The organism is Rathayibacter sp. VKM Ac-2805 (assembly GCF_009834265.1).
In the GTDB taxonomy this organism is placed as follows: Bacteria; Actinomycetota; Actinomycetes; order Actinomycetales; family Microbacteriaceae; genus Rathayibacter.
This window is the reverse complement of the sequence record NZ_CP047185.1, coordinates 3,427,562-3,452,048: the sequence shown is the minus strand read 5'-3', so window position 1 is coordinate 3,452,048 and position 24,487 is coordinate 3,427,562. Positions and strand designations below refer to the sequence as shown.

Here is a 24,487-nt window from a genome sequence, read left to right as displayed (position 1 = left end):
TCGATGCCGTTCACGAGGGCTTCGAGTTCGACCTCCTCTTGATTCGCAACTTCTTCCCCACCATCCGTCACGGCGAAATAACCCTGAGCCGTCTACCGAAGTCAACCGATACAATGTACTTGTCCGGCAACCGGGTATGTCTGCCGCGAAGACCAGAGCACAGCGCCATATCTTGTGGCACCTCAGTTGGATCTTCTACGCTTATCGGGTTCTGATCGTCCGCCGTCTACGAGCCGTCTTGCATAGTGTCGGTTTGGTTTCGTCCGTCGGTTACGTCATGACTCTCGTTCTTTATACCCACTGGACCCCGCTGCCCGGCTCTAGCCCGGCTCGCTCTTCTGCGGCCGCATCCTCGACTCCTCCGCCGGTAGGGTCGGAAACATCGTCGGTGAAGGCAATGTCGGCCAATCGCTCCGGCGAGGACCCGATATCGAACAGAGCCGCGTACTCAGGAAGTCGGTAGCGGCGCCCGAGTAGTGGACCTCCCGCTCTCTCGCGGTAGAGGACGACTGCATCACCCTCCGTGTCCTCGACTCCAAGTACCCACACGAGGGCTGCAGAGCGCGGATCGCGAACGTCTACGACTCGCGCCCGCAAGTGCTTGAGGAACCGGGCGACGTCGGAAGAAGTCACCTGCTTCTCCTTGCCTTCCTTCAGTCGCTTAATCGAGTTCGAGGCGAATAGCTCATTTCGACGGTGGTGGTAATCGCCGAAGGGTATTTGTCCGAACTGGTGGAAAAGACGGTACCGGCGAAGGCTAGATCCACCCAGTCAGGGCAGTCGCCTGACCGATCGTCCGCAATACAGTAGCTCGTCTTCACGCCGAGAGTCCCGTTGATGTCGACGCCGTAGTAATTGGACACATATTCAAACGCCATGACGAGCCTGACGGGGATGCTGTCCGTGTAGGTGCACTTCCCGTCTGTACAGACCTTCTTATTGGCGTATGCCTCGTAGAGAGCATCCGACCCCTGGAAGGTCGCACCTTTTGGGTTGTTCGAGATGAAGCGGAGCGTTTGAAATTTGTGAATGTTGTGCTTGGTCTGGATCTTTACTCAACCGAAGCCCTTGTTTCCGTTCCAAGCCCCTGACCGGACGAACAGGGATCGCTTCTCGGTATTCTTCCACTGGAAGACGATTGTGCTTCCGTCGGCCGCGGCAGCTGTCGCGGTTGGAACGAAGCAACCCGTCACGATTGAGAGCAGCAGGGTAACGAGAACGGCTCCGCGCTTCATTCGTCGCGAATTCCTCTGAATTACCGGCATAAGTTCCGCTCTGTTGAGCATCGCTCGGATGAGACCCTACGTGCTTGGGACGCTCCCGGCTCAAATTCGGCGCGGGTGGCGGTTGCGGAGGCGCCTTCTAGCTGGCGGCGGCGTGCCCACGGCGAGTACCGAGCAATCCGGCTCCGCGAACTCCGCTCACCCGTCTCGCGCGAACCCCTTGTGCTCCACCTCTTGTGCACTCGGCTGGCCGCTCCGCGAGTGCTCCGCGGGGGCCTGTGCAGCCCGCTGGCCGCGAAACGCATCCGCGCTCGACGTTTCCTGCACCTTGGCTGAGCCACCGGGACGTCCGGGCCCCGGGCCACGTCCTCATCATGTGCCACGGATCGTGAGCACCGCGGCCCCGGCCACGACCTCTGACCATCTGGAGAAGATCATGACCAACGTCACCCCCACCAGCCTCGCCAACGCCTCCTCGGCCAAGCACGGCACCGCCACCTCGGCCGGCAAGAACACGATCGCCGACGGCGTCGTCGAGAAGGTCGCCGGCATCGCGGCCCGCGAGGTCCCCGGCGTGCACGACCTGGGCAACGGCGCCGCCCGCGCCATCGGCGCCATCCGCAACGCGATCAACGCGCAGGACCGCGGCCAGGGCATCTCCGTCGAGGTCGGCGAGAAGCAGGTCGCCGCCGACATCACCGTCGTCGCCGAGTACCCCGTCGCGCTGCAGAAGCTCGCCGACAGCATCCGCTCCGCCGTGTCCGAGGCGATCTCCTCGGTCGTCGGCATGGAGGTCGCCGAGGTGAACGTCACCATCTCCGACGTCTTCATCCCCTCGGACGACAAGGACGACGAGACCGAGAGCCGCGTCAAGTGACTCCGTCCCACATCGGCCTGGTCCTCGGCGCGGTCCTCGCGCTGACCGCCCTCGTCTTCGGCTTCTGGGCGCTCCTCTGGGTCGCGCTCGCCATGGCGATCGGCTACGGCGTCGGGCGGGTCGTCGAGGGCAAGCTCGACCTGCGCTCCCTCGGCGGCACCCTCCGCGGGCGGCGGTCCTCGTGACCGCGGCGGTGATGGCCGACGAGGCCAGCCACGGCCGCACGACGATCAGCTCGCGCGCCGTGCGCCGAGTCGTGTCGGCCGTCACCGCGGAGGCGCTGGACGTGGACTCGTCCGACGTCTCCGTCGAGCTCGACGACGAGGGAGGACGCCTCCACGTCGTCGCGCACGCTCCTATCCACGTCACGCCCCTGGGCGGGACGGGCCGCCGCTCCTCCGGGACGCTGCTGGACCGACTCAGCCGGGCGCAGACGACCATCCGCTCGCGCTGCCTCGAACTGACGGGCTCCACGATCGGCCGGGTCGACCTCCGGATCACCGGTGCCGACCTCCGAGAACGAAGGAGGGTGTCGTGACGACTCCCACCACTGCCGGCCGGGCGCTCTACCCGCGCCTGGTGCGGCGCGAGACGCACTCGTCCCGCTCCGGATCGGCGATCGTCCTCGCCGTGCTGCTCATCCTCCTGTTCGCGTGGCTGGGCACGGAGGCGGTCCTCGCCGTCCTCGGGCAGCCCGCGTTGCTCGTGGCCCCCCAGGACGGAGCGTCCTCGCTGCTGAACGCGGCCGCAGCGCCCATCGCGCTGACCGCCGCCGCCGGCGCCGTGCTCGCGCTGATCGGGCTCGTCCTGATCGTCGTGTCGCTCAAGCCCGGCCGTCGCGGCCGTCGCGCCGTCAGCACCGACCGCACCGCGGCGATCGTCGACGACCGCGTCATCGCGCAGGCCGTCGCCCGCACCGCCGGCTACGCCGGTGACGTCGACCCCGACAACGTGTCGGTGTCGGTCGGATCCCGCGTCGTCGACGTGACGGTCTCCCGCACCTCCGGCCGCAGCATCGACGTCACGCCGATCCGCGAGGCCGTCGACGCCGAGCTCGCCACGTTCGACTGCACCCCGCGCCTGCGCTCCAAGGTGCGCCTGTCCGAGAAGGGAACGGTCCGCTGATGACCACCACGAACCGATTCCTCAACCGGCTGCTCCTGTTCGTCGTGGGCCTCGTCCTCCTTCTCGCCGGCGGCGCCGTCGCGGTGGGGTCGCTGCTCCCGCAGGTCCAGGAGAACGTGTCCACCGCCGCGCAGGACGCGGCCGACCCCACGAGCCAGGCTCTCTCGGGCGGCACCCCGTGGATCCTCTGGGTCATCGCGGTCGTCGCGCTCGTCCTCATCCTGCTGCTGGTGCGCTTCATCGTGCGCCAGGGCCGCGGCCGCACCTCCACGCTGCTGCGCGTCGGCTCCGGAGAGGGAGCGGGGACGCCCACGGGCGGCTCCGTCACCATCGACGCGAAGGTCGCCGAGCAGGTCCTCGAGGAGGCTCTGTCGCAGGAGCCGACCATCGTCGCGGTCGACGTGACCGCGTTCGAGATCAAGCACCAGAAGGTGCTGCGCGTCACCGCGCACACCCGCCGCGGCGCCTCGCCCGCCCGCACCCGGCAGACGGTCGACCAGGCCGTCCGCCAGTGGGACGCCCTCCTCGGCGAGGAGACGCCCGTCGTCATTCAGATCGTCAGCGGTCTGCGGACGAAGATGAGCGGCACCGCCCGCGTGCAGTAGCCGCCGGCACCACCGTCCGGCCCTCCCGATCGGGAGGGCCGGAGAGCCCCGCTCAGGCGGGATGGAAGTCTTTCTGAAGGAGCACCCCATGTCCGATCCGATGGAGCCCGGCACCGTCGAGCGCATCCGCACCGACGAGCAGTCGACCCCGAACGAGCAGAGCCGGCGCGAGTCCGCTCGCCGCGTCGCGACGCCGTCCGAGCCCGCGACGACCGAGAGCCGGGTCGCGACCGCCGCCGGCGAGAGCGCCCAGCGCGTGTCCGGCGTCCACCACCTCGGCGGAGCCGTCGCCCGCGGCCTCGACCGCGCCTCCCGCCGCGTGCTGGGCACCAGCACCGTCCCCGGAGTCACGGTCTCGAAGGCCGACGGCGTCACCACCGTCGACATCGACCTCGTCGTCGAGTACCCCCACCCCGTCCGCGAGGTCCTGGACGCCGTGCGCGATCAGGTGCAGCGCGTGGCGGAGCCGGTCGCCGGCGGCCACGTCGTCGTCAACGTCGAGGCGACCGACGTCCACGGCCCGTTCGACCCGATCGAGAAGCCGGAGGAGGACAAGGAGCCGCTCGTCGACACCGCCAAGCGCGCCGCGTCCGACGCCCGCGACTCCGCCAAGGAGGCCGCCGGGAACGCCCGCGACGCCGTCTCCGGTGCCGTCGACTCCGCCCGCGGACGCCTGGCGGACGCCGCCGACGACGCCGCTGACGCGATGGACCGCGCGGCCGACGAGCGCGACGAGCGCGCAGCCGCCCAGAAGACGGCCGACGACGAGCGCGCCGCCGAGCGCGACGAGGACGACCCCCGCGTCGAGACGCACGCGGCCCCGGCCGTCGTCGAGACCGCGGAGTTCGTGGTCCGCGTCGAGGTCGAGCCGGTCGACGACGACGGCGACCCCCGCACCGCGACCGTCGAGGTCGCTCCGGCGGAGGAGTCCGAGCACGTCGAGCGCGACGAGGCCGCGGCCGATCGCGACGCCGCGTCCGACGACACCGACGCCCACCGCTCCGAGGACGACCGCGCGTCGTCCGCCGCCGGTCGGGAGTAGTCCCGTGCGCACCCGCTCGTACGGCGCGCGACGCAAGCCGCGTGCGGCCTGGATCGCGCTCGGCACGGGCGTCGTGCTCTCGTTCGTGGTCGTCGTCGCCGTGCTGCTGCCCGTCCTCGGGCTGATCGGCGCGGCCGACGGCACCACGGCCGGGGCGCTCGACGTCCCGGTCGGCGCGATCGTCCTCTCGATCGTCCTCAGCTACGCGGTCGGCCTGGCCTGCCTCGCGGTCGCGTTCCTCTCCCGCAACGCGGCCCTCGCCTGGGTCGCCGCGGTGGCCGCCGTGATCGCGACGCTCATCGGCTCGATCTGGCCGCTCGTCGCGACCGGATTCGCCAGCGTCGACCAGGCGAAGGACGTCATCCCCTTCATCCAGGACCTGATCGCCCGGGTCCGGGGGTAGCGTCGGGGCGATGAGCTCCGACTACCTCCGCGCCTACGACGACCAGCTCCGCTCCGACGCCGAGACCCCGAGCGCCGTCTCCGTGACGCGCGAGGGGCCTCTGCGTCTGGTGACCTTCGCCGGCGGACGCGGCTTCGTCACCTACCGCGACCTCGCCGGCGCCTCCTCCGCGGAGATCGCCCGCCTGGTCGCCGCGGCCTGCGCGCACTTCGACGCCGATCCCGGCATCACCCGCGTCGAGTGGAAGACCCGCGGCCACGACGAGGCCCCCGGCCTGCACGACGAGCTCGTCGCGAACGGCTTCGCGCCGGACGAGGCCGAGTCGATCATGATCGGCCCGGTCGAGGCGCTGCTCTCGGACCGGCCGGTCCCGGAGGGGGTCGTGCTGCGGCGGGTCGTCGACGAGCCGGACGTCCGCGCGTTCAGCGCCATGATCGACGCCGCCTTCGAGGAGGAGATCGACGTGTCGATCGCCGACTCGCTCGTCGCCCGCCTGGCGCGCGGCGACGGCATGGAGCTGTGGGTCGCCGAGGTCGACGGGCGGATGGCGTCCGGCGGCCGGCTCGAGCCCGTCCCGGGCACCGCCTTCGCCGGTATCTGGGGCGGAGCGACGCTGCCGGAGTACCGCGGACGCGGGCTCTACGGCCTGGTCACGGCCGCCCGCGCCGCCTCCGCACAGGCACTCGGGAAGACCCTCGTGCACAGCGACTCGACCGAGTACTCGCGGCCCATCCTGGAGCGCGCGGGCCTGGTCCGGGTGTCGACGACGACTCCGTACCGTCGCCGTCGTCCGTAGTCCGCGCTCCGTGGGTTCGCGGGGATCCCGAGACGCGCGCTGAGCGCGCTACTCGATCAGCACGGCGGGGACCCTCGCTGGTCGAGTAGCGGCGCAACGGCGGATCGAGACCCGCCCCCTCGAGCGTGGGGGATCTCGATACGCGCGCTACTTGATCAGCGTGGAGGCCTGGTGAGACCCGCCCGATCGTGCGCGCGCTGCTCCGATCAGCTCGGGGACGTGATCTCGAGCGCGATGTTGTCGGGGTCGCGGAACTCGAGGAGGCTCATGCCGCCGGCGTCCTTGATCGGCTCGTGGGCGATGCCGAGGTCGTCGAGCACGGCCGCGGCGGCCTTCAACGCGTCGAGGTCGGGGACGGTGAAGCTGACGTGGTCGAGTCCGACCCGGTCCTCGTCGAAGCGGTCGTCGCCGGGCGCGACGGGGCGCAGGCCGAGCAGTCCGCCCGGGAACTGGTAGATCACCCCGCCGAACACGAACGCCAGCTGCTCCTTCTCCTCCGGCGACGCGTCGGCCGGCGGCGCCTCGAAGGCGACGTCGAAGCCGAAGACGGAGTCGTAGAAGGGGCGCGAGACGGCGATGTCGCGGACGGTGAGTCGGACGTGGTTGTAGTCGACAGCGGGGATCGGCACGGGGGTTCCTCTCGGCGGGGCGGGCGGAGTGCCCGTCTCCAGTGGTTCGGAGGCGGCGGGCCGCCGGTTCGGGGCTGGCGCCGCCTCCGGGGATCGGGTAGTGCGTCAGTCCAGCTCGGTCGGGCGCGCCGGCTCGGCCAGCAGGGCGCGCGCCGCCATCCCGATCACCGCGCTGTAGGTGGGGTAGGCGAAGCGGACGTTCGCGAGGGTCGCGAGGTCGACTCCGGCCGCCATCGCCGTGGTCACCGACTGGACGACCTCGATCGCGTTCTCGCCGACCGCGTGCGCGCCGAGCAGCAGCTCGCGGCGCCGGTCGGCGATCAGCGTGAGGAACCCGTTCTCGCGGTCGTCGATGACGGCGCGGTCCAAATTGGAGAACGGCACCGAGGCGACGACGCACTGCGGGTCGCGCTCGCGGGCCTGCTCCTGCGTGAAGCCGACGCCCGCGTAGTCAGGGTCCGTGAATCCGCCCGCGGGCAGGAGGAACTGAGGCGTGCGCCGGTTCGCGCCGAGCACCGCGTTCTCGGCGGCGGCCTCCGCCTCGAACTGCGCCGCCTGCACGAGCATGTCGCGCCCGTTCGCGTCGCCGACCGCGAAGATGTGCGGCACCACCGTGCGGAAGTACTGATCGGCGGGGATCGCCGAGCGGACGACCTCGATGCCCGCGTTCTCGAGTCCGAGGTCCTCGACGTCGGCGGGCCAGCCGGTGGCCATGATCACCTCGTCGACCTCGGCCGTGCGGTCCTCGCCGCCCTCGCGCCACGCGATCGCGAGCGAGCCGTCGTCCTGCCGCTCGATGCCCGACACCGTCTCGATCCCGGTGCGGACGCGGACGCCCTGGCGCTCGAAGGCGGCGCCGACGTGCTCGGAGATGCTGGAGTCGGAGGTCATCAGGATCCGCGGGGCGACGTCGAGGAGCGTCACCTCCGAGCCGAAGGAGTTGAAGACGGTGACGAGCTGGGCGCCCGTGTTGCCGCCGCCGATCACGGCGACGCGGCGCGGCAGCTCGGTCAGCCCGAGCACGTCCTCCGGCACGGTCGCGAGCTCGGCGCCCGGGATCGGCAGCCGCCGCGAGTGCCCGCCGACGCAGACCATGATCGAGCGCGCGCGGATCCGCCGCCCGCTGTCGAGCACGAGGGTGCTCTCGTCGACGAAGCGGGCGCGGCCCTCGTGGATCAGGTCGACCCCCGCCTCCTCGAACCGCTGCGCCTCGCGCTTGATCGAGCGCACCCGGTCGACGCGCTCGTGCACGTGGCGCACGGTCGCGGCCCAGTCGAGGACGGGAGTGCCGATCTCGATCCCGTAGTCGCCGGCGGAGCGGGTCTCGCGCATCATCCGCGCCGTCTTCGCGAGGACGCGGGTGGGCACGCAGCCGGTGTTGACGCAGGTGCCGCCGACGCGCGCGGCCTCGAGCACGACGACGCGCGCTCCCAGCTCAGCGGCGCGGAGGGCGGCGGCCGTCCCCGCGGGTCCTGCGCCGATGACGGCGACGTCGTACTCGGCCTGCTCGGGAGTGCTGTCGGGCACGGGGACCTCCGGTTCTGGGTGTGCTCCGATCCTGCCGCTCCGCACTCGGCAGCACCCGGCCTTGACAGCCCGCCCGCGGACCGGCGTCGCGGGCGTCCCGACGCTGAACATCGGCCGAGGACGGTTGCCCGGCGGGCGCCCGGCACGGTGGGATGACCGGGTGGGCTGCGGCGGGGGACTCGGGCGGAAGGCGCTCCGATGAGCGCCCGCACCTTCGGGGTGGAGGAGGAGTACCTCCTCGTCGACGCCGGCACGTTCCTCCCGACGCCCGCGGCGCCGCTGCTGCTCGGCTCCGTGCGCGGCTCCGCTGCGGTCGCCCTGGCCGCCGAGCTCAAGGCGGAGCAGATCGAGGCGGTCGGCTCGCCCGCCCGCACGCACGACGCGCTGCTGGCCGGACTGCGCGAGGGTCGCCGCCTGGCCGACGACTCCGCCCGCGAGGTCGGTGCCCGCGCCGTCGCGGTCGCGACCAGCCCCGCCGCGTTCGAGCCGCACCTCTCGGCCGACGAGCGCTACGACCGGATGGCCGAGCGCTTCGGCCTCGTCGCCCGCGAGCAGTTCACCTGCGGCCTGCACGTCCATGTCGGGATCGGGTCGCCGGAGGAGGGGATCGCGGTCCTCGACCGGCTGCGCGGCTGGCTGCCCGCCCTCCTCGCCCTGAGCACCAACTCCCCGCTGAGCGCCGGCGTCGACACCGGCTTCGCCAGCTGGCGCTACCAGTCGTGGGGGCGCTGGCCCACCGCCGGCCCGGTCGGCATCTGGGGCGACCTGGCCCAGTACCGCCGCGTCGTCGCCTCCCTCACCTCGTGCGGCGTGCTGCTGGACGAGGGGATGCTCTACTTCGACGCCCGCCTCTCGCGCGCGCATCCGACCGTCGAGGTGCGCATCTCCGACGTCCCGCTGCACGCCGAGGACTCCGCGCTGATCGCCGTCCTGATCCGGGCGCTCGCCGAGACCGCCGTCCGCGACGCGAGCGCCGGGGTCCCGCCCGTGCCGCTGCCGACTCCGGTGATCGCCGTCTCCTCCTGGCTGGCGAGCCGCCACGGCACGACCGGCGACCTCGTCGATCCGGTCGACGGCTGCCCGGCCCCCGCCTCCGCGGTACTGGCGCGCCTGCTCGACCACGCGGGTCGGGCGCTGGCGGAGTCGGGCGACGAGGAGGTCGCGGCGTGCGGTGTCGAGCGGGTCCTGGCGCGGGGCACGGGCGCCGAGCGGCAGCGCGCGGTGTGGGAGCGGACGGCGTCCGCGGCCGAGGTGATCGCGGACGCGGCGGAGGCGACGCGCGCCTAGCGGCTCGCTGGTCGCAGGCTCACGGCTCGCTGGTCGCGGCCCCGGCGGCTCAGGGCTCGCTGGTCGCAGGCTCCACCGACCCGGACTCCACCGTTCCGGGGTCCTCCGCCTCGGGCTGCGGCGACTCCGGCACCAGCTGGTAGCCGCCCTCGATCGTCCCGTCCGGGCGGAGCAGGATCTGCGTGTACACCGGGGCGCCGCTGCGGAGCGTCGTGCCGCTGACCCGGAGGGGCTCCCCGGCGAAGAACGCCTCCGAGCCGGTGCAGCCGGCGAAGAAGGACGCGTCCGGGCGCTGCACGGCGAGGCACACCGTGGTGCCGTTCGGCTCGGTGATCAGCAGGCGGTCGTTCTCGGCGGTGTCGAACCCGGAGCCGTAGACGACGGCCTCCCCGGCGAGAAGGGCGAGGCCCGGCGGGACGTCGGCGGTCGGCTCCCAGCCCTCGACGAGCGCGGCGAAGCGGTCGGCGGGATCCGCGGAGGCGGTCGGCGCGGCGACGGGGTCCGCGGGCGGAGGGAGGAGGAGCGCGGTGGGGACGATCGCGCCGACCGCGGCACCGCCGACGATCGCGGCGGCGAGCACGAGGCGGCGGCGGCGCGGGTGCGGCGTCCGCGGGGCCGGCCCGTCGGGGTGCTCGGCGGGCGACTCCGCAGTCTCGGAGCCGGCGGTCGCCGACAGCGGGAGTGCGGTCGCCGGCAGGGGGGCGCGCGAGTCGGTCGCCGTCCCGGGATGCGCCGTACCCGGCTGCGCCACGGACGGCGCGGCGCCGGTCTGAGCGCTGGACCCCGTCACTCCGGGAGGAGCGTCCTCCGCCTCCAGCTCGCCGAGCCGTCGCAGCGCCTCGCGCCGCTCGTCCCGGTCGGCGCCGTCGTCGCGGGGTCGGGCCGACAGGATCCGCTCGAGATCCCTGCGCTCGTCGTCCTCGGCCTGCACTCCGTCAGTATGGCGGCGCCGGACACGGGAACGGCCCGCGACCTCCGGGACTCCGCCTTCTCAGCGGGGTCCCGGTGGCCGCAGCCGTTCCGGTGCGGGCGTCAGCCCGACGGGTTCTCGACCGGGTCGCCCTCGGGGTCGGTGGCCGTCTCGGGGTCGACGTGCTCGGGGTCGGTGGTCTGCGGGTCCTCGGGAGTGTTCTTCTCGGTCATCGGATCCTCCTTGTCGCTGGATGCGGAACGTGCGGACAGATTCCACGCTACGGCGGGAGCTCCGTGGAGCGCGCCCGGTTGACTCCGCCGCCCGACGTCCGGAACCGAGGTCAGGAGCGGCGGATCCGCCCGGGCGGCCCGTCACGCTGCTTCCGGCCGCGGCTCCGGACGCCGCTCGCCTCGGCCGGCCCCTTCACCCGTGGCAGCCGCGGGCGTCCACCGCAAGGCCTGGCAGCGCTCTGTCTCGATTCGTACGCTGAACCCATCGAGCCGAGGAGCAGCAGCGCCACATGATCCGCACCACCGTCACCATCGAGGGCAAGACCTACGGGCTGTCCCAGGGGACCGACGTCGCCGAGCTGAAGCGGTCGGCGACCGAGGCGACGCAGGCCGGAGGAGGCCTCGTCGACTTCGTGATCGTGGGCAACCGCCAGGTCAGCGTCCTGATCTCGACGGGTGTTCCGGTGATCTTCGAGGAGCTCGAGGTGCCGGACGACGACCGCGACACCGGTGACGTCCACCAGCCGTGGGACGACATCGACTACCTCGACTGACCCCGTCCTCCCGGTCGCGCCGAGTCGCGGCCGGGTCCCAGACGCCTGAGGGGCGCCGCCGGCTGGACCCGGCGTCTCTCGGGCACCTCGTGCCGCGCTACTCCGCGGACTCGCTCTCGGCCAGCTCGCCCTCGACCAGCGTGCGGGCGGCCGAGGCGAGGGCCGAGCGGATGCGCTCCGCCGGCTCCTGCAGCATCGCCGCGATCGCGTCGACGTCGTGGCCGCCGGTGTGCCGGAGCAGCCAGGCCTGGCGCTCGAGCGTCGGCAGGGCGTGCAGGCGGCGGTGGAAGCCCGAGCGCAGCAGGTCGTCCTCGCGGATCGCCGGCGGGGCCTGCTCGGCGCGCTCCATCGCGGAGCCGCCGCGCTGCACGCTCGCGCGTCCGACCTCGGAGCGCATCAGGTCGAGGGCGCCCGTGTCGTCGAGTCCCTGCGGCCGTCCGCTGCGGACGGTGACCGCCGCGTGGCGGAGGGCGGCGCTCGCCGCGGAGTCCGACAGCGTGAGGCGGTAGGCGTACGCGTAGAGGCCGAGGGCGCGGTTCTCGAGGGCGCGGCCGGCGAGCAGCTCGCCCTGCTGCTGCGACTGCGTCATGCCGACGGCGGCGACGGGTCTGTCGTAGGTGGTCACGGTGACTCCTCGGCTCCGCGCGCTCCCGGTCGGGAAACGCGTCGGAGGCGATGCTAGGGAGTCGAGAACGATCGTTCTACCCTTGACATTTCAGAATCTTTTTCGATGCATGCGCATGGAAGCGCTTTCCCGACAACCGTCCCGGAAAGTGGAAGCGCTCTCACTCCCGCGCCGAGAGGATGCAGAACTCGTTGCCCTCCGGGTCGGCGAGCACGACCCAGGACTGCTCGCCCTGCCCGACATCGGACCGCGTCGCCCCCAGGCCGACCAGCCGCGCGACCTCCGCCTCCTGGTCGTCCGGCACGAAATCCAGGTGCAGGCGGTTCTTCACGGTCTTGCGCTCGGGTACGTCGAGGAAGAGGAGGCTCGGCCCGCGGCCCGACGGGGCGAGCAGCTCGATGCCGTCCTCGTCCTCGTCGACGACGTCCCAGCCGAGCGCCTCCTGCCACCAGTGGCCGAGGGTGCGGAAGTCGGTGCAGTCGACGATGATCTCTTCGAGTCGGAGGGCCATGCACCGACGCTAATCGGCGCGGGGCGTGTCGGGGAAGTGCGTCCGGCGGGTCCGCGCGGCGCCGCGACTCCGTCCGGCCGTCCGATCCGCGGGTGCGGGCGCCCGTGCCGCTTCGGCACGACCGGTGGCGGCCGGACCGGCGGCGCGGCATCCTCGACCCGGGTGCCCCTGCGCCCGGGGACGAGGAGCAGCATGAGCACCGCACGCGAGCAGTGGGAGGCGCGCTACGCCGACTCCGATCGGATCTGGTCGGGCCGCCCGAACGCGACGCTGGTCGGGGTGGTCGGCTCGCTGCCGCCGGGCCGCGCCCTCGACCTCGGCGCCGGCGAGGGGGCGGACGCGCTGTGGCTGGCGTCGCTCGGCTGGCGCGTGACCGGGCTCGACCTCTCCGAGACGGCGCTGAGCCGGGCGCGCGCAGCCGCGGTCGAGCACGGCGCCGAGGTGGAGTTCGTGCAGGCCGACCTCGCCGAGGGCTGGCCGGTCGTCGGGGAGTTCGATCTGGTGACGGCGAGCTTCCTGCACTCGATGGCGGAGTTCCCGCGGATCGAGGTGCTGCGGCGGGCGGCCTCCGTCGTCGCTCCGGGCGGGCGCCTCGCCGTCGTCTCGCACGTCGCGCCTCCGCCGTGGGCGAGCGCCGACGAGCACCGGCACGGAGCCGCGCACCTCGTCGCCCCCGAGGAGGAGCTCGCCGAGCTCGCCCTCGACCCGGCCGAGTGGACCGCCCTGCTCGTCGAGACGCGGGAGCGCGCCGTGACCGCCCCCGACGGCACGGCCGCAGTGCTCCTGGACGGCGTGCTGCTGCTGCAGCGCCGCGGCTGAGCCGGCACCGCTCGAGGACCTGGGCGCCGCGGTCGGGCTAGCGTGGTCCGCGACCCCGACCCCGCAGGAGGCGCCGATGCCGCTCGATCCGTACCTCGCCGATCGGCTGCCCCTCCTGGACGGCCTCGCGTATCCGCTCGACGCCGAGCAGGCCGCCCGCATGGCCGCGTTCGAGGAGGATCCGGGGCCCTGGTCGCTGCCGGAGGGGATCGACGTCGTCGCGGAGACGGCGTCCGGCCCGCACGGACCGGTCCCGCTGCGCGTGTACTCGCCCGCCGCGCCCGAGCGCGCTCTGCTCTGGGTGCACGGAGGAGGATTCGCCGCCGGCAGCGTCGACATGCGCGAGTCGCACGTCGTCGCGGCGGAGCTCGCCGACCGGGCGCGGGCCCGGGTCGTCTCCGTCGACTACCGGCTCGCCGGCCCCGACGTCCGCTACCCCGTCCCCCTCGACGACGTGCACGCCGCCTGGCGGCACCTCCGCAGCACGCAGGCCGGATCGACACCGGTCGCGATCGGCGGCGCGAGCGCGGGGGCCGCCCTGGCCCTCGGCGCGGTCCTCCGCGAGCGCGATGCCGGCGCGCGGCTGCCGGAGCACGTGCTCCTGGCCTACCCCTTCGCGCACTTCCCCAACCCCGCCGTCGACGACGCGATCGCGGCCGAGCTGCGGGAGCTGCCGCCGGTCCTCCGCTTCCCTCCGTCGAGCATCGAGGGCATGGTGCGCACCTACCTCGGCCGGATCTCCGACCTCCCCGTCGAGGCGCTGCCCGGCTCCGCGCCGCTGGCGGGTCTGCCTCCGGTCACGGTCCTCGTGAACGAGTACGACGAGCTGCGCGGGTCGGCTGAGCTGCTCCTGCGCCAGCTCGCGGAGGCGGGCGTCGCCGTGACCGGGCACCTGGCCGCCGGCATGCCCCACGGGCACCTGAACCGGACGCCGGCGCTGCCCGAGGTCGACCGCTCGCTGCACCTCTTCGCCGCTCAGCTGCGCGCGATGGGCTGAGGCGCCCGGCCTCGTCCCGTCCGCTCCGCCCCGCTGAGCTCAGGCGCGGTCGGCCCCGCCCCGTCCCACTCCGCTCAGGCGCGGTCGTGCAGGGTGACGTGGTACCCGTCCGGGTCGGCGAAGGTGAAGGTGCGCCCGAACGGGCCGTCGATCGGAGCCGCGACGACGGGGTGCCCGTCCGCGACGAGCGCGTCGTGGATCTCCTGCACGCCGGTCGCGTGCAGCCAGATCGCGGCGCCCACACCGGGGCGGGAGGCGGAGTCGAGGTCGGTGCCGGGCGCGAGGTCGCGCAGGGCGAAGGCGATCGGAGTCGTCGTGAAGACGACGGCGTGCGGCGGGCCGGCGGGCGAGCGGACCAGGCCGAGGTACTGCTCGTAGAACGCCTGGGACGCCGCGAGGTCGCGGACCTGGAGCGAGACGAAGTCGGGGCCGGTGACGGGCATGGGGTTCCTCCTCGGTTGTGTCAGATTTCTGACACACAGGAGCGTATGTCAGAATACTGACATGAGTCAAGACGGCATCGACCTCGAGACCTCGCTCGGCTACCTCCTCAAGGAGGCGTCGAGCGCCCTGCGCGCGGCGATGGAGGCCGTGCTCCGCCCGCTCGGGATGACGGTCACCCACTACTCCTGCCTCGAGCTCCTCGCCCAGCGGCCGGGCCTCTCGAACTCGGAGCTCGCGCGGGGCGCCTTCGTCACCCGGCAGTCGATGAACGTCCTGCTGCAGACTCTGGAGCGCGACGGCGTCGTCACCCGCCCCGACGCTGCTCCGGTCGGCAAGGCGCTCCCCGCCAGGCTCACCGAGCGCGGACGCCGCAGCCTCGCCGAGGCGTCCGCCGCCGTCCGCGGGGTGGAGCTGCGGATGCTGGAGGGGCTCGCGGAGGAGGAGCGGCAGGCGGCGGCGCGCCTGCTCCGCGGGATGATCCGGTCGCTCCGGGCGGACGACCGCGCCTGAGGGGCGCCGTTCCGCCGTCTGTAGGAACGAGGGCCGCCCGCTCGCCGGTACGGTCGCGCTCATGGCAGCAGGAGGAGCGGTGCGCCCGCTCGACGTCGGGATCGTCGGCGGCTCGATCGGCGGACTGTTCGCCGCGGCCCTGCTCGTCCGCGACGGGCACCGCGTGACGGTCCTCGAGCGGTCGGCGACGGGCCTGTCGCGGCGGGGCGCCGGGCTGGTGGCCCAGCAGGACCTGATCGACCTCCTGCACGCGATCGGCCGCGACGACGAGGCGCGGGTCGGCGTCGTCGCGCACGAGCGGATCACCCTCGACCGCTCCGGGCGCGTGATCGGCCGCGACCCCTCCCCGCAGACGCAGGTGTCGTGGGACCACCTCTACGACACGCTCCGCGCGCAGATCCCCGCCGACTGCTACCTCCTCGGCCACGCCGTCGCCGGGGTGCGCCCCTCGGTCGGGACGGACCCGGTCGTCGTCGAGCTGCGCGACGGGAGCGGCCTGGAGTTCGACGTCGTCATCGGAGCCGACGGCCTCGGATCCGTCGTGCGCGCGGCGGTCGCGCCCGAGGCGCCGGGCAACCGCTACGCCGGCTACTCGACCTGGCGCGGGCTGATCCCGGAGTCGGCGCTCCCCGCCGGGGCCGCGGCGACTCTGCTCGGACGCTTCGTCTTCTACACCGCGCCCGGCGAGCACATGCTCGGCTACCTCGTCCCCGGACCAGCCGGCGAGGTGGAGCCCGGCCGCCGGCGCTACAACTGGGTCTGGTACCGGCCCCTCGCGGAGGACGCCCTCCGCGGAGTGATGACGGCGTCCGGCCGTCCGCCGGAGAGCGTGTCCCTCGCGCCCGGCGACCTCGCTCCCGATCTCCGCCGCCGGCTCGAGGAGGACGCGGTCGACCGCCTGCCGCCGCCCTTCGCGGCTGCCGTCCTGGCCGAGTCGCAGCCCTTCCTGCAGGCGATCGTCGACTACGTCCCGCCGCGGACGGTCCGCGGCCGGGTCGCCCTCCTCGGTGACGCCGCCGTGACGGTGCGGCCGCACACGGCCATGGGCGCGGCCAAGGCGGCGGGCGACGCGCTGGCCCTCGCCGCCTCCCTCGCGCGGCACCCGGTCGACGAGGCACTCGAGCGCTACGAGGCCGAGCGGCTCCCCGTCGGCCGCGCCATCGCCGAGTACGGCAGGCGCCTGGGCCGCTCGATCCCGCTGCTGTCCGAGTGACCGCAGTACCGCGCTCCTGATCGATCCCGGACGTCCGCAGTGACCACCGCCTTCCCGGTGACGAGGCGCCACTGCGAGAGATCGCGATCGAGAGCGGAGAAGAAGGATTCCGCTGGACGTCCTCAGGTGAGCCGAGGTCCGTGCTCGTCACGAGTTCATCCCCCGCCCCCGCCTGGCCGCTCCCCGCCGTCCGCCGCGCGTCTCTTGCTCCCCGGACCCCGGAGACGGCACCCTCGGGTGACGGCCCACAGCGAAGGAGACGCATGGACGACGACGGACTCCTGGCCGCGCTGCTGCGGGGGCGGCCGGCGACGCTGGCCGACGCGGCGGAGCTGACGCACATCGACGAGGCCGAGGTCGCCGCGGCGATCGAGCGGCTCCGCGGCCGGGGGCTCATGGGCGGCGAGGGCGAGCAGCTCGACTTTCCGGCGCCGATGGAGTGGGCGGCCGCGGCCATCGCCCGGCACACCGAGTCGGCGCGGCGGGCGAGCAGGGAGTCGCTGGACGGGATCGAGAGCGTGGTCGCGGGCCTGCCGATGCTGCTCGGCGCCTGGCGGGTCGGCGAGGACACGACGGATCCCGTGCCGATGCTCCTCCGCCACGGGCCGCACGCGTCCGAGGACCTCTGGTTCGACCTCATCCGCCGCGACTGCGGCTCGCTCGTGGCGGTGCTCCCGAACGTGGAGCGGTTCCTCGACCCGCCGACGGAGCGGGCGGTCCGCTTCGGGCACGCGCTCGCGGCGAAGGACCGGGTGCGCGTCATCATGCCGGCCGCCGGCGCGCGCGACCCCCGGGTGCTCGCCCGGGTGGAGGCGTACCAGGCGGCGGGCGTCGAGTACCGGCTCCTCGAGAGCCCGCCGAGCTGGTTCTGGGTCGACGGCGACCACCTCGCCGTCCCGTTCGAGCGGGGCGAGACGAAGCCGACCAGCGTGCTCGGCGTGCGCCATGCGGCGCTGGCGGGGCTGGTCGAGTCGTACTTCGAGGTCCTGTGGCGGCAGGCCGCTCCGATCGGAGCCGTCGACCAGAGCTGGCTGCCGCTGCTCCGGCTGATGCGCCAGGGCGTCACGCTCGAGACCGCGTCGCACCGGCTCGGCATGAACCCTCGGACCGGCCGCCGCCGCGTGGCCGCCGCGATGGAGCACTACGGAGTGGCGACGCTCTTCGCGCTCGGCACGGCGTGGGCGGCGGACTCGCGCACCCGCGACGGCGACGCCGGTGTGGGCGAATCGGTGCTCGACGATCCGGAGGCACTCGAGCCGGGAGCGCTGGGCGACGGCGAGATCGACCTCGCCGAGACGGTGCCGCGCGATTGAGCTCCCGCGGGACCGAGCCGTGCGGCCGACCCCTCGACGCCTTCGGGTGGCCCTGAGGAGTCGGCCGATGCGCCCGCCCGGGCACCTCTCCAGTGTCCGGACGTGACCACGGAGGGGACAAGAGCCTGTAGCGGACACGTCCGGAAGAGGACACCGCACCCGGGAGCGGATCGCCGGCGCTCCCGCTCCGGGGTGGGCGCGTGCCAGGCTTGCCGCATGGATCTCGAGGTGCGGCCGGGGCTCGTCGTCCCCGCATCGGACCTGCAGTGGCGGTTCTCGCGCTCCTCCGGGCCCGGCGGGCAGCACGTGAACACCTCCGACAGCCGCGTGCAGCTCACCTGGAACGTCGAGGAGTCGACGGCTCTCTCGGACGAGCAGCGCTCGCGCCTGCTCGAGCGCCTCGGGAGGCGGCTCGTCTCCGGGGCGGTCACCGTCACGGTGGCGCAGGAGCGCTCGCAGCTGCGCAACCGCGAGACGGCCCTCGAGATCCTCCGCGGGATCATCACCGCGGCCCTCGCGCCTCCCTCCGCCCCGCGGCGCCCGACCCGGCCCACGCGCGGCTCCACCCGCCGGCGGCTCGCCGCGAAGCAGCGGCGCTCCGAGACGAAGCAGCAGCGCCGGCGGCCGCCCGGCGACTGAGCGGAGCCGCGGGGCCCGCCTGGCGGTTGCGCGGAGTCGCAGGGTCCGCCCACAGGCTGCGCGGAGCCACGGGCCCCGGTCGCCCCGGACCCCGCTCAGGGAGTGAAGAACGCCTCGATCGCCGCGGTCAGGGCGACCAGGTCGTCCACGTGGGCGAGCTCGCGCGCCGAGTGCATCGAGAGCAGCGGCACTCCCACGTCGACCGTGGAGATGCCGAGCCGGGTCGCGGTCAGCGGGCCGATCGTGGATCCGCACGGCACCGAGTTGTTCGAGACGAACTCCTGGTACCCGACCCCGGCGCGCTCGCAGACGCCCGCCCACAGCGCCGCGCCGCGCGCATCCGTCGCGTAGCGCTGCGTCGCGTTGATCTTGAGCAGCGGCCCCTTCCCGGCCACCGGCTGGTTCGCGGGATCGTGCTTCTCGGAGAAGTTGGGGTGCACGGAGTGGCCGGCGTCGGCCGAGAGGCACCAGGAGGCGGCGATCGCCCGGGCGCGCTCGTCGACACCGGCGCCGAGGGCCGTGCCGATGCGCGAGAGGACGTCCTCGAGGAACGGCCCGCTCGCTCCGGACCGGCTCGCCGAGCCGAGCTCCTCGTGGTCGAAGGCGGCGAGCACGCTGATGTGCGCGGGCGGCGCCGCGGGATCGGCGCTCGCCGCGAGGAGCGCGACGAGGCCGGCGTGCACGGAGCTGAGATCGTCCATCCGCCCGGCGGCGAGGAACATCTCGTCGAGGCCGAAGCGGCGCGGCTCCTGCGTGTCGGCGGTGAGCAGGTCGTAGCCGGCGATGTCGGAGGCCTCGTCGAGCCCGGCGTGCGCGGCGAGCAGCTGGAGCAGGTCGACCTCGGAGGCGTCGCCGATGCCGAACACGGGGACGGTGTGCTTCTGGCGGTCGAGGGTGAGGCCCTCGTTCGCCGTGCGGTCGAGGTGGATCGCGAGCTGCGGGATGCGCAGCAGCGGGCCGGTCCGGAGCAGGCGCGTCGAGCCGTCGCGGGTGACCACGCGCCCGGCCAGCTCGAGCTCGCGGTCGAGCCAGGAGTTGAGCAGCGGGCCGCCGTAGATCTCGACACCGGCCTGCAGCCAGCCCTTCGAGCCGATCGTCGGCCGGGGCTTGAGCATGAAGCCCGGGGAGTCGGTGTGGGCGCCCAGGATGCGGAAGGGCGTGGTCGCCCCGGAGCCCTCGGGCAGGTGCCAGGCGATGATCGCGCCGTCGCGGACGACGTAGTACCGGCCGGGCTCCGCGGGCCACGCCTGCGTCTCGTCCAGCCCCGTGAATCCGGCTCCCTCGAGGCGCCGTGCCGCCTCGGCGGCCGCGTGGTACGAGGAGGGGGAGGCGGTCAGGAACTCGGCGAAGTCGGCGATGTGGTCGTCACGCGTGGTCATCCCTCCAGTGAAGCACGCGGCGCGGCCGGGACGGGGAGGGTGCCGGGGGAGCCCCTGCGGCGGCCGTCACGGCCGGGCAGGGGCACCCCGGGGCGGAGGGTCAGCGCCGGGTCAGGTCGACGTCGGCCTCGGCGGCGATCGCCTTGATCAGCGCCGAGGCGTTCTCCCCGCCGAAGCCGGCGGCCATCGCCTCGTCGATGTAGTGGCGGGCCGTCGCGACGCCGGGGACGGGCGCACCGACGCTGTCCGCGTAGGCCTGGATCAGCCCCGCGTCCTTCTGCATCAGCGCGAGGGCGAAGGACGGCGAGTAGTCGCCGGCGAGGACGGAGGGACCGACGCCGTCGAAGATCGGCGACTTGAAGTCGGTGACGGCGAGCACCTCCAGCACCTTGTGCAGGTCGAGCCCGCCCTTCTCGGCGAGGGTGAGCGCCTGGCCGAGCGCGAGCAGCTGCGACGCGACGATCAGGTTGCCGACCAGCTTCATCCGCGCACCGGAGCCGCCGGGGCCGATGTGGTGGACGGTCTCGCTGATCGCCTCGAGCACGGGCCGCGCCTCGGCGAAGACCTCGGCGTCACCTCCGACGACGACCCAGAGCCCGCCCGCCGCGGCCTCGCCCTTCGAGCCGAACACCGGGGCGTCCAGGAAGCGGACGCCGCGGGCGTCGAACGCCGCGCGCTCCTCGTCGCTGGCCTCGGGGCTGATCGTGGACAGGTCGACGACGATCGTCGACGGATCGACGAGGCCGGCGAGCCCGCCCTCGGCGAGCACGACCTCGCGCACGGCCGTGTCGTCGGCGAAGCAGGAGAGGACGAAGTCCGCGCCCTTCGCCGCGTCGGCGACGGACCCGGCCGTCGCCGCTCCCGCGACCTCGGGGACCGCGCTGCGGTTCCAGACGGTGACGTCGTGCCCCGCCTTCACGAGGTTGTCCGCCATGCCGCGTCCCATGGTCCCCAGTCCGAGGAATCCGATTCTCGCCATCTCAGTGCACCTTCATCTCTGTGTCGGAGGTCGTCTCCGCGGGGAGCTCCGCCCCCTGGTCGGAAGTGGCGGCCTTCCAGGACTGGAGGAACCGCAGGTAGGCGGTGGCTCCGGGGTCCTGCAGGCCGATGCTGCGGTCCTGCAGCCACGACGCACGGCCGCGGCGGGACTGCAGCTCCTTCGAGCTGATCACGCCCTGCTCGGCGGCCGCGATCGCCGCGTCGAGGGCGGCGGGGCCGGGCTCCGACGTGCGCAGCGCCTCGGCCGCGGGGAACATCGCGTCGAGGATCGTCTTGTCGCCCACCTGCGACTTGCCCCGCTGGCTGATCGACTCGGCGGCCGCGAGCGCGAAGGCGCTGACGTCGCCGGAGCCGATGGTGGCGGCGTCGCCCCAGACGCGGGAGCCGGCGAGCAGCGCGCCCGCGACGAGCGCGGCCATCGTCGACGGGTTCGCGTTGGCGAAGGCCTTGGCGCAGGCGAGCACGACCTCGGTCGGCGTCGCCGTGTCCGGGAGCAGCGCGAGCGCCTCGCGGGCGGCCTTGGCGCCGAGCGACACCGTGATGCCCAGGTCGCCGTCGCCGAGCGCCTGGTCCAGGTCGCCGAGCTCGTCGGCGTGCTCGGGGAAGACGACCAGGCACTTCGCGATCGCGGAGCTGAGTTCGGTTCCGTTCATCGTGATCAGACCTCTCGGAAGAAGGGGGACTGGGCGGGGGCGTTCAGCAGCTCGAGACGCGCGTCGTCGAGGGCGAGGAGCGAGATCGACGCTCCGGCCATCTCGAGGCTGGTCGCGTACTCGCCGATGTAGTTCTTCGCGACGGTGACGCCGCGCCCGGCGAGGAGCCCGTGGACCCGCCGGTAGAGCAGGTACAGCTCCTCGAGGGGAGTGGCGCCCATGCCGTTGACGAGCACGGCCACGCGGTCGCCCTCGCCGATGCCGAGGTCGGCGACGAGCCGCTCGGTGAGGTGCTCGGCGATGCTGTCCGCCGACTCGAGGGCGCCGCGGTGGATGCCGGGCTCGCCGTGGATCCCGATCCCGATCTCCATCTCGTCCTCGGCCAGCTCGAAGCTCGGCTTGGCCGTCATCGGGAGGATCGTCGGGGAGAGGCCCACTCCCATGGTCGCCGTGTGCTCGATGACGTCCTCGGCGACGGCCGCGACCTCGTCGAGCGAGTCCCCGCGCTCGGCGGCGGCGCCGGCCGCCTTGAACGCGAAGAAGATCCCGGCGACTCCGCGGCGGTCCGCGGCCCGCTCCTTCGGCTGGCTGGCGACGTCGTCGCGTCCGAGGGCGGTCAGCGTGCGGATCCCCTCGAGCTCGGCCATGTCGACCGAGAGGTCGAAGTTGAAGACGTCGCCGCCGTAGTTGCCGTACAGGTAGAGGACGCCGGCGCCGCCGTCGACGGCCTTGGTCGCCTCCAGGATCTGCGCGGACGACGGCGAGGAGAACACGTTGCCGATGGCGACCGCGTCGCACAGCCCCGTGCCGACGTAGCCCTTGAACAGCGGCAGGTGGCCGGAGCCGCCGCCCGTGACGATCCCGACCTTCCCCGCGACGGGGGCGTCGGCGCGGGCGAGGATCCGCAGGTCGTTGCCCGGCGTCTTCACCAGGGTCGGGTGGGCGAGCAGGATGCCCTCGACGAACTCGTCGACGAAGTCCTTCGGCTCGTTGATGATCTTCTTCACTGGTGCTCCGTTCTGGTGGACGCGTCCACGGTGGGCCGCGCGGGCGCGGGAGGGGTCGGGGCCGTCGCCCGCTGCCGGCGCGGCCGGTTCGCGGTGACGGAGTCGAGGACCATGACGGCGATGAGGAGGACGCCCTGGGCGATGGCGTACTCGTAGGAGGTCAGCCGCAGAGCGGTGAATCCGCTCGAGACGACCTGGAGGGTGAGAGTGGCGAGCACGACTCCGGCGACCGAGGCGAAGCCGCCCGAGGGGTTCGTCCCTCCCAGCACCGCGATGACGATGACGAGCAGCACGTACGAGGAGCCGTAGTCGGCGGACGCGGTGGGGTTGCGGGCGAGGAACAGCACTCCGGCGCCGCCGGCGAGCAGCCCGCCGATCATGTAGCTGCGCGAGAGGACGCTGACGCTGCGGATGCCCGAGAAGCGCGCGGCCTCGGGGTTCGCTCCCTCCAGCTGCACCTTGCGGCCGAGGGAGGTCGTGTTGATCAGCAGGGCGACCGCGACGGCCACCACGAGCAGCACCAGGAACAGCACCGGGACGGGCCCGACGGCCATCATGCCGAAGGTCGTCAGGGCCGACGGCGCTCCGTAGAGCGTGGTCCCGCCGGTCCACACCACCGCGATGCCGTTGAGGATCTGCATGGTGCCGAGGGTCGCCAGGATCGGGGTGATCCCGACGACGCTCACGAGGAATCCGTTGAGGGCGCCGCAGAGGACTCCGACGACCAGGCCCGCGAGGACGATCGGCACGGTCATCGCCTCCGCGGCGGCGGGGTCGGCGGCGGCGACCTGGGAGTAGATCGTCGCCATCGTCACCGCCGACAGGTTGGCGATCGCCACGAGGGAGAGGTCGATGCCGCCCGTGAGCATGGCGAGCATCATCGCGATGGCGATCACGCCGATCTCGGGAGCCGCGACGCCGATGTTCTGCAGGTTGAGCGGGCTGAGGAACACGCGGGGATTGGCGATCGCGAAGATCGCGACCGCGACGACGAGCGCGATGAGCATCCGGCCCGTCCCGCGGTTGCCCGCGGCGCGTCCGACGACACCGCGGGTGAACGCGTCGAGGCGGTCGTTCATGCGCCGAGCCGGGTGCTCGGAGGTGGTCCGGGATCCGTCGGTCATGATGCGACCCTCGCGCTCTCTCGTTCGTGGCTCACGTCGTCGTCGACGGGCCGGACCCGCTTCGCTTTGCGGCGCGCGGCGATCGCCTGCACGCCGACTCCGACGATCAGCAGGACTCCGACCGCGGCGCGCAGCCAGGCGCTGGGGACGCCGGCGAGCAGCAGGCTGTTGTTGATCACCTGGATCAGGACGACGCCCAGCACCGTGCCGAGCACCGACCCGCGGCCGCCGAAGATCGACGCGCCGCCGAGGACGACCGCGGCGATGATGTCGAGCTCGTCGCCCACCAGGTCCTGCGGGTTCGCGCTGCGGCCGAGGACCATGTGCGCGATCCCGGCCAGGGCGGCGAGGACGCCGACGAGGACGTAGACCGAGAGCTGGGTCCTGACCACGCGGAAGCCCGCCCGGCGGGCGGCCTCGATGTCGCCGCCGATCGCGTAGAGCGAGCGTCCGAACATCGTGCGCGTCAGCATCAGCCAGACCACGACCGCGAGCACGACGGCGAGCAGCGTCATCAGGTGGAGGGCCGCGCGGCCGCCCGAGGTCGCCACGTCGACGACGTTGACCGAGGAGAGCGCCGCGAGCGACGGGGGCAGCTGCGCGTAGTACTGGGCGCCGACGAAGGTGTACATCACACCGACGAACACGCCCTGCGTGCCGAGCGTGACGATCAGTGTGGGAAGCCGGAACCTCGCGATCACGAAGCCGTTGACCAGGCCGAGCACCGCGCCGATCACCACGGCCATCGCGATGATCGCGAGCGCGGGGAGGTCCTGCCCGGTGGCGAGTGTGACGCTGACCGCCGTGTAGGCCGAGAAGATCGCGACGGCCGCGAACGAGACGTCGATGCCTCCGGAGACGATGACGATCAGGACCGCGAGCGCGAAGATCAGCGGCACGGTGGCGCTGCGGAGGATCGACAGACCCGTCGTCGCGCTGAAGAAGACCGGGTTCACGGCCGTCATGACGATCACGAGGGCGACCAGGACCAGGGCGAGGACGCCCTCGTTGTTCGCGCCTCGGAGGGATCGGAGCGTGGACAC

The 24,487-nt window shown here is 73.1% G+C and carries 28 protein-coding genes; 16 read left to right on the top strand and 12 right to left on the bottom strand.

Translation table 11 applies throughout. From position 1 onward, the window contains the following. The first annotated feature begins 1,659 nt into the window (after window positions 1–1,659). The 8 genes from GSU40_RS16180 to GSU40_RS16145 all read left to right on the top strand — a co-directional run bounded on the left by GSU40_RS16180 (window position 1,660) and on the right by GSU40_RS16145 (window position 6,071). Complete coding sequence (locus tag GSU40_RS16180; RefSeq protein ID WP_104223989.1) at window positions 1,660–2,100, top strand: Asp23/Gls24 family envelope stress response protein; 441 nt, start codon at window positions 1,660–1,662, stop codon at window positions 2,098–2,100. Then, window positions 2,097–2,285: a DUF2273 domain-containing protein gene (locus GSU40_RS16175; protein ID WP_160035862.1), complete on the top strand. Its 189-nt coding sequence runs from the start codon at window positions 2,097–2,099 to the stop codon at window positions 2,283–2,285. The genes GSU40_RS16180 and GSU40_RS16175 overlap by 4 nt, the downstream gene beginning before the upstream one ends. Further along, window positions 2,282–2,638: a hypothetical protein gene (locus tag GSU40_RS16170; RefSeq protein ID WP_244229525.1), complete on the top strand. Its 357-nt coding sequence runs from the start codon at window positions 2,282–2,284 to the stop codon at window positions 2,636–2,638. The genes GSU40_RS16175 and GSU40_RS16170 overlap by 4 nt, the downstream gene beginning before the upstream one ends. Beyond that, complete coding sequence (locus tag GSU40_RS16165; RefSeq protein WP_104225847.1) at window positions 2,635–3,225, top strand: DUF6286 domain-containing protein; 591 nt, start codon at window positions 2,635–2,637, stop codon at window positions 3,223–3,225. Before GSU40_RS16170 ends, GSU40_RS16165 begins: the two co-directional genes overlap by 4 nt. Continuing rightward, entirely contained in the window at window positions 3,225–3,830 is a 606-nt protein-coding gene (locus GSU40_RS16160) for a hypothetical protein (RefSeq protein ID WP_160035860.1), read from the top strand. Before GSU40_RS16165 ends, GSU40_RS16160 begins: the two co-directional genes overlap by 1 nt. An 88-nt stretch (window positions 3,831–3,918) precedes the next feature. Continuing rightward, window positions 3,919–4,872, top strand: coding sequence for an Asp23/Gls24 family envelope stress response protein (locus tag GSU40_RS16155; RefSeq protein WP_160035858.1), 954 nt, complete (start codon window positions 3,919–3,921; stop codon window positions 4,870–4,872). Window positions 4,873–4,876: 4 nt separating this feature from the next. Continuing rightward, complete coding sequence (locus tag GSU40_RS16150; protein ID WP_104223994.1) at window positions 4,877–5,275, top strand: hypothetical protein; 399 nt, start codon at window positions 4,877–4,879, stop codon at window positions 5,273–5,275. Window positions 5,276–5,285: 10 nt separating this feature from the next. Then, window positions 5,286–6,071: a GNAT family N-acetyltransferase gene (locus GSU40_RS16145; protein ID WP_160035856.1), complete on the top strand. Its 786-nt coding sequence runs from the start codon at window positions 5,286–5,288 to the stop codon at window positions 6,069–6,071. A 206-nt stretch (window positions 6,072–6,277) separates the two neighbouring features. Here GSU40_RS16145 and GSU40_RS16140 read toward each other — a convergent pair whose 3' ends face one another. Further along, entirely contained in the window at window positions 6,278–6,700 is a 423-nt protein-coding gene (locus GSU40_RS16140; protein ID WP_104223996.1) for a VOC family protein, read from the bottom strand. A 105-nt stretch (window positions 6,701–6,805) separates the two neighbouring features. Further along, a complete protein-coding gene (locus tag GSU40_RS16135) occupies window positions 6,806–8,227 on the bottom strand; it encodes an NAD(P)/FAD-dependent oxidoreductase (protein WP_244229524.1) in 1,422 nt (473 codons plus the stop codon). A gap of 198 nt (window positions 8,228–8,425) precedes the next feature. On the opposite strand from GSU40_RS16135, the gene GSU40_RS16130 reads away from it, so the two are divergent. Continuing rightward, window positions 8,426–9,514: a glutamate--cysteine ligase gene (locus GSU40_RS16130; protein WP_160035852.1), complete on the top strand. Its 1,089-nt coding sequence runs from the start codon at window positions 8,426–8,428 to the stop codon at window positions 9,512–9,514. Between the two features lie 49 nt (window positions 9,515–9,563). Here GSU40_RS16130 and GSU40_RS16125 read toward each other — a convergent pair whose 3' ends face one another. Further along, a complete protein-coding gene (locus GSU40_RS16125; RefSeq protein WP_160035850.1) occupies window positions 9,564–10,445 on the bottom strand; it encodes a hypothetical protein in 882 nt (293 codons plus the stop codon). 502 nt (window positions 10,446–10,947) lie between these two features. Here GSU40_RS16125 and GSU40_RS16120 point away from each other — a divergent pair. Then, entirely contained in the window at window positions 10,948–11,211 is a 264-nt protein-coding gene (locus GSU40_RS16120; protein ID WP_104224053.1) for a hypothetical protein, read from the top strand. Window positions 11,212–11,308: 97 nt separating this feature from the next. Here GSU40_RS16120 and GSU40_RS16115 read toward each other — a convergent pair whose 3' ends face one another. Both GSU40_RS16115 and GSU40_RS16110 read right to left on the bottom strand, forming a co-directional pair. Continuing rightward, on the bottom strand, window positions 11,309–11,836 hold the full coding sequence (locus GSU40_RS16115) for a hypothetical protein (RefSeq protein WP_104224052.1): 528 nt from the start codon (window positions 11,834–11,836) through the stop codon (window positions 11,309–11,311). 160 nt (window positions 11,837–11,996) lie between these two features. Then, window positions 11,997–12,347 (bottom strand): VOC family protein, encoded by a 351-nt coding sequence (locus GSU40_RS16110; protein ID WP_104224051.1) that lies wholly within the window; start codon window positions 12,345–12,347, stop codon window positions 11,997–11,999. A 192-nt stretch (window positions 12,348–12,539) separates the two neighbouring features. Between GSU40_RS16110 and GSU40_RS16105 the strand changes: the two genes are divergently transcribed. Next, window positions 12,540–13,166 carry a class I SAM-dependent methyltransferase gene (locus GSU40_RS16105; RefSeq protein ID WP_160035848.1) on the top strand — a complete coding sequence of 209 codons (627 nt, stop codon included), beginning with the start codon at window positions 12,540–12,542 and terminating at the stop codon, window positions 13,164–13,166. A 76-nt stretch (window positions 13,167–13,242) separates the two neighbouring features. Continuing rightward, the gene (locus tag GSU40_RS16100; protein WP_160035846.1) at window positions 13,243–14,163 is read left to right on the top strand and encodes an alpha/beta hydrolase fold domain-containing protein; all 921 of its coding nucleotides are present in this window, start codon (window positions 13,243–13,245) and stop codon (window positions 14,161–14,163) included. A gap of 74 nt (window positions 14,164–14,237) precedes the next feature. Here GSU40_RS16100 and GSU40_RS16095 read toward each other — a convergent pair whose 3' ends face one another. After that, on the bottom strand, window positions 14,238–14,606 hold the full coding sequence (locus tag GSU40_RS16095; protein WP_104225857.1) for a VOC family protein: 369 nt from the start codon (window positions 14,604–14,606) through the stop codon (window positions 14,238–14,240). 61 nt (window positions 14,607–14,667) lie between these two features. Here GSU40_RS16095 and GSU40_RS16090 point away from each other — a divergent pair, with 61 nt between their 5' ends. The 4 genes from GSU40_RS16090 to arfB all read left to right on the top strand — a co-directional run bounded on the left by GSU40_RS16090 (window position 14,668) and on the right by arfB (window position 18,282). After that, on the top strand, window positions 14,668–15,117 hold the full coding sequence (locus GSU40_RS16090; protein WP_104225858.1) for a MarR family transcriptional regulator: 450 nt from the start codon (window positions 14,668–14,670) through the stop codon (window positions 15,115–15,117). Window positions 15,118–15,178: 61 nt separating this feature from the next. Beyond that, on the top strand, window positions 15,179–16,330 hold the full coding sequence (locus tag GSU40_RS16085) for an FAD-dependent monooxygenase (protein WP_167299042.1): 1,152 nt from the start codon (window positions 15,179–15,181) through the stop codon (window positions 16,328–16,330). Window positions 16,331–16,593: 263 nt separating this feature from the next. Further along, window positions 16,594–17,643 (top strand): hypothetical protein, encoded by a 1,050-nt coding sequence (locus GSU40_RS16080; RefSeq protein ID WP_160035844.1) that lies wholly within the window; start codon window positions 16,594–16,596, stop codon window positions 17,641–17,643. Between the two features lie 216 nt (window positions 17,644–17,859). Further along, entirely contained in the window at window positions 17,860–18,282 is a 423-nt protein-coding gene (gene arfB / locus GSU40_RS16075; protein WP_160035842.1) for an alternative ribosome rescue aminoacyl-tRNA hydrolase ArfB, read from the top strand. A 95-nt stretch (window positions 18,283–18,377) separates the two neighbouring features. Here the strand turns inward: arfB and GSU40_RS16070 are convergent, their stop codons facing one another. From GSU40_RS16070 to GSU40_RS16045, 6 genes are all read right to left on the bottom strand, one after another. Then, window positions 18,378–19,661 carry a M18 family aminopeptidase gene (locus GSU40_RS16070; protein WP_160035840.1) on the bottom strand — a complete coding sequence of 428 codons (1,284 nt, stop codon included), beginning with the start codon at window positions 19,659–19,661 and terminating at the stop codon, window positions 18,378–18,380. A 100-nt stretch (window positions 19,662–19,761) separates the two neighbouring features. Further along, a complete protein-coding gene (locus GSU40_RS16065; protein ID WP_104352532.1) occupies window positions 19,762–20,640 on the bottom strand; it encodes an NAD(P)-dependent oxidoreductase in 879 nt (292 codons plus the stop codon). 1 nt (window position 20,641) lies between these two features. Next, window positions 20,642–21,313 carry a DAK2 domain-containing protein gene (locus GSU40_RS16060; RefSeq protein WP_160035838.1) on the bottom strand — a complete coding sequence of 224 codons (672 nt, stop codon included), beginning with the start codon at window positions 21,311–21,313 and terminating at the stop codon, window positions 20,642–20,644. A gap of 5 nt (window positions 21,314–21,318) precedes the next feature. After that, a complete protein-coding gene (locus GSU40_RS16055) occupies window positions 21,319–22,320 on the bottom strand; it encodes a dihydroxyacetone kinase subunit DhaK (protein WP_160035836.1) in 1,002 nt (333 codons plus the stop codon). Then, the gene (locus GSU40_RS16050) at window positions 22,317–23,444 is read right to left on the bottom strand and encodes an ABC transporter permease (RefSeq protein ID WP_244229523.1); all 1,128 of its coding nucleotides are present in this window, start codon (window positions 23,442–23,444) and stop codon (window positions 22,317–22,319) included. Before GSU40_RS16050 ends, GSU40_RS16055 begins: the two co-directional genes overlap by 4 nt. Then, window positions 23,441–24,487 carry an ABC transporter permease gene (locus tag GSU40_RS16045; protein ID WP_244229522.1) on the bottom strand — a complete coding sequence of 349 codons (1,047 nt, stop codon included), beginning with the start codon at window positions 24,485–24,487 and terminating at the stop codon, window positions 23,441–23,443. The genes GSU40_RS16050 and GSU40_RS16045 overlap by 4 nt, the downstream gene beginning before the upstream one ends.

What these genes read in the sequence shown, in the direction of transcription:
- arfB (WP_160035842.1), top strand. Translation starts at nt 17,860, where the DNA reads ATGGATCTCGAGGTGCGGCCGGGGCTCGTCGTCCCCGCATCGGACCTG.
- GSU40_RS16060 (WP_160035838.1), bottom strand. Translation starts at nt 21,313, where the DNA reads ATGAACGGAACCGAACTCAGCTCCGCGATCGCGAAGTGCCTGGTCGTC.
- GSU40_RS16105 (WP_160035848.1), top strand. Translation starts at nt 12,540, where the DNA reads ATGAGCACCGCACGCGAGCAGTGGGAGGCGCGCTACGCCGACTCCGAT.
- GSU40_RS16100 (WP_160035846.1), top strand. Translation starts at nt 13,243, where the DNA reads ATGCCGCTCGATCCGTACCTCGCCGATCGGCTGCCCCTCCTGGACGGC.
- GSU40_RS16155 (WP_160035858.1), top strand. Translation starts at nt 3,919, where the DNA reads ATGTCCGATCCGATGGAGCCCGGCACCGTCGAGCGCATCCGCACCGAC.
- GSU40_RS16080 (WP_160035844.1), top strand. Translation starts at nt 16,594, where the DNA reads ATGGACGACGACGGACTCCTGGCCGCGCTGCTGCGGGGGCGGCCGGCG.
- GSU40_RS16065 (WP_104352532.1), bottom strand. Translation starts at nt 20,640, where the DNA reads ATGGCGAGAATCGGATTCCTCGGACTGGGGACCATGGGACGCGGCATG.
- GSU40_RS16120 (WP_104224053.1), top strand. Translation starts at nt 10,948, where the DNA reads ATGATCCGCACCACCGTCACCATCGAGGGCAAGACCTACGGGCTGTCC.
- GSU40_RS16180 (WP_104223989.1), top strand. Translation starts at nt 1,660, where the DNA reads ATGACCAACGTCACCCCCACCAGCCTCGCCAACGCCTCCTCGGCCAAG.
- GSU40_RS16145 (WP_160035856.1), top strand. Translation starts at nt 5,286, where the DNA reads ATGAGCTCCGACTACCTCCGCGCCTACGACGACCAGCTCCGCTCCGAC.
- GSU40_RS16130 (WP_160035852.1), top strand. Translation starts at nt 8,426, where the DNA reads ATGAGCGCCCGCACCTTCGGGGTGGAGGAGGAGTACCTCCTCGTCGAC.
- GSU40_RS16070 (WP_160035840.1), bottom strand. Translation starts at nt 19,661, where the DNA reads ATGACCACGCGTGACGACCACATCGCCGACTTCGCCGAGTTCCTGACC.
- GSU40_RS16160 (WP_160035860.1), top strand. Translation starts at nt 3,225, where the DNA reads ATGACCACCACGAACCGATTCCTCAACCGGCTGCTCCTGTTCGTCGTG.
- GSU40_RS16110 (WP_104224051.1), bottom strand. Translation starts at nt 12,347, where the DNA reads ATGGCCCTCCGACTCGAAGAGATCATCGTCGACTGCACCGACTTCCGC.
- GSU40_RS16050 (WP_244229523.1), bottom strand. Translation starts at nt 23,444, where the DNA reads ATGACCGACGGATCCCGGACCACCTCCGAGCACCCGGCTCGGCGCATG.
- GSU40_RS16090 (WP_104225858.1), top strand. Translation starts at nt 14,668, where the DNA reads ATGAGTCAAGACGGCATCGACCTCGAGACCTCGCTCGGCTACCTCCTC.
- GSU40_RS16095 (WP_104225857.1), bottom strand. Translation starts at nt 14,606, where the DNA reads ATGCCCGTCACCGGCCCCGACTTCGTCTCGCTCCAGGTCCGCGACCTC.
- GSU40_RS16085 (WP_167299042.1), top strand. Translation starts at nt 15,179, where the DNA reads ATGGCAGCAGGAGGAGCGGTGCGCCCGCTCGACGTCGGGATCGTCGGC.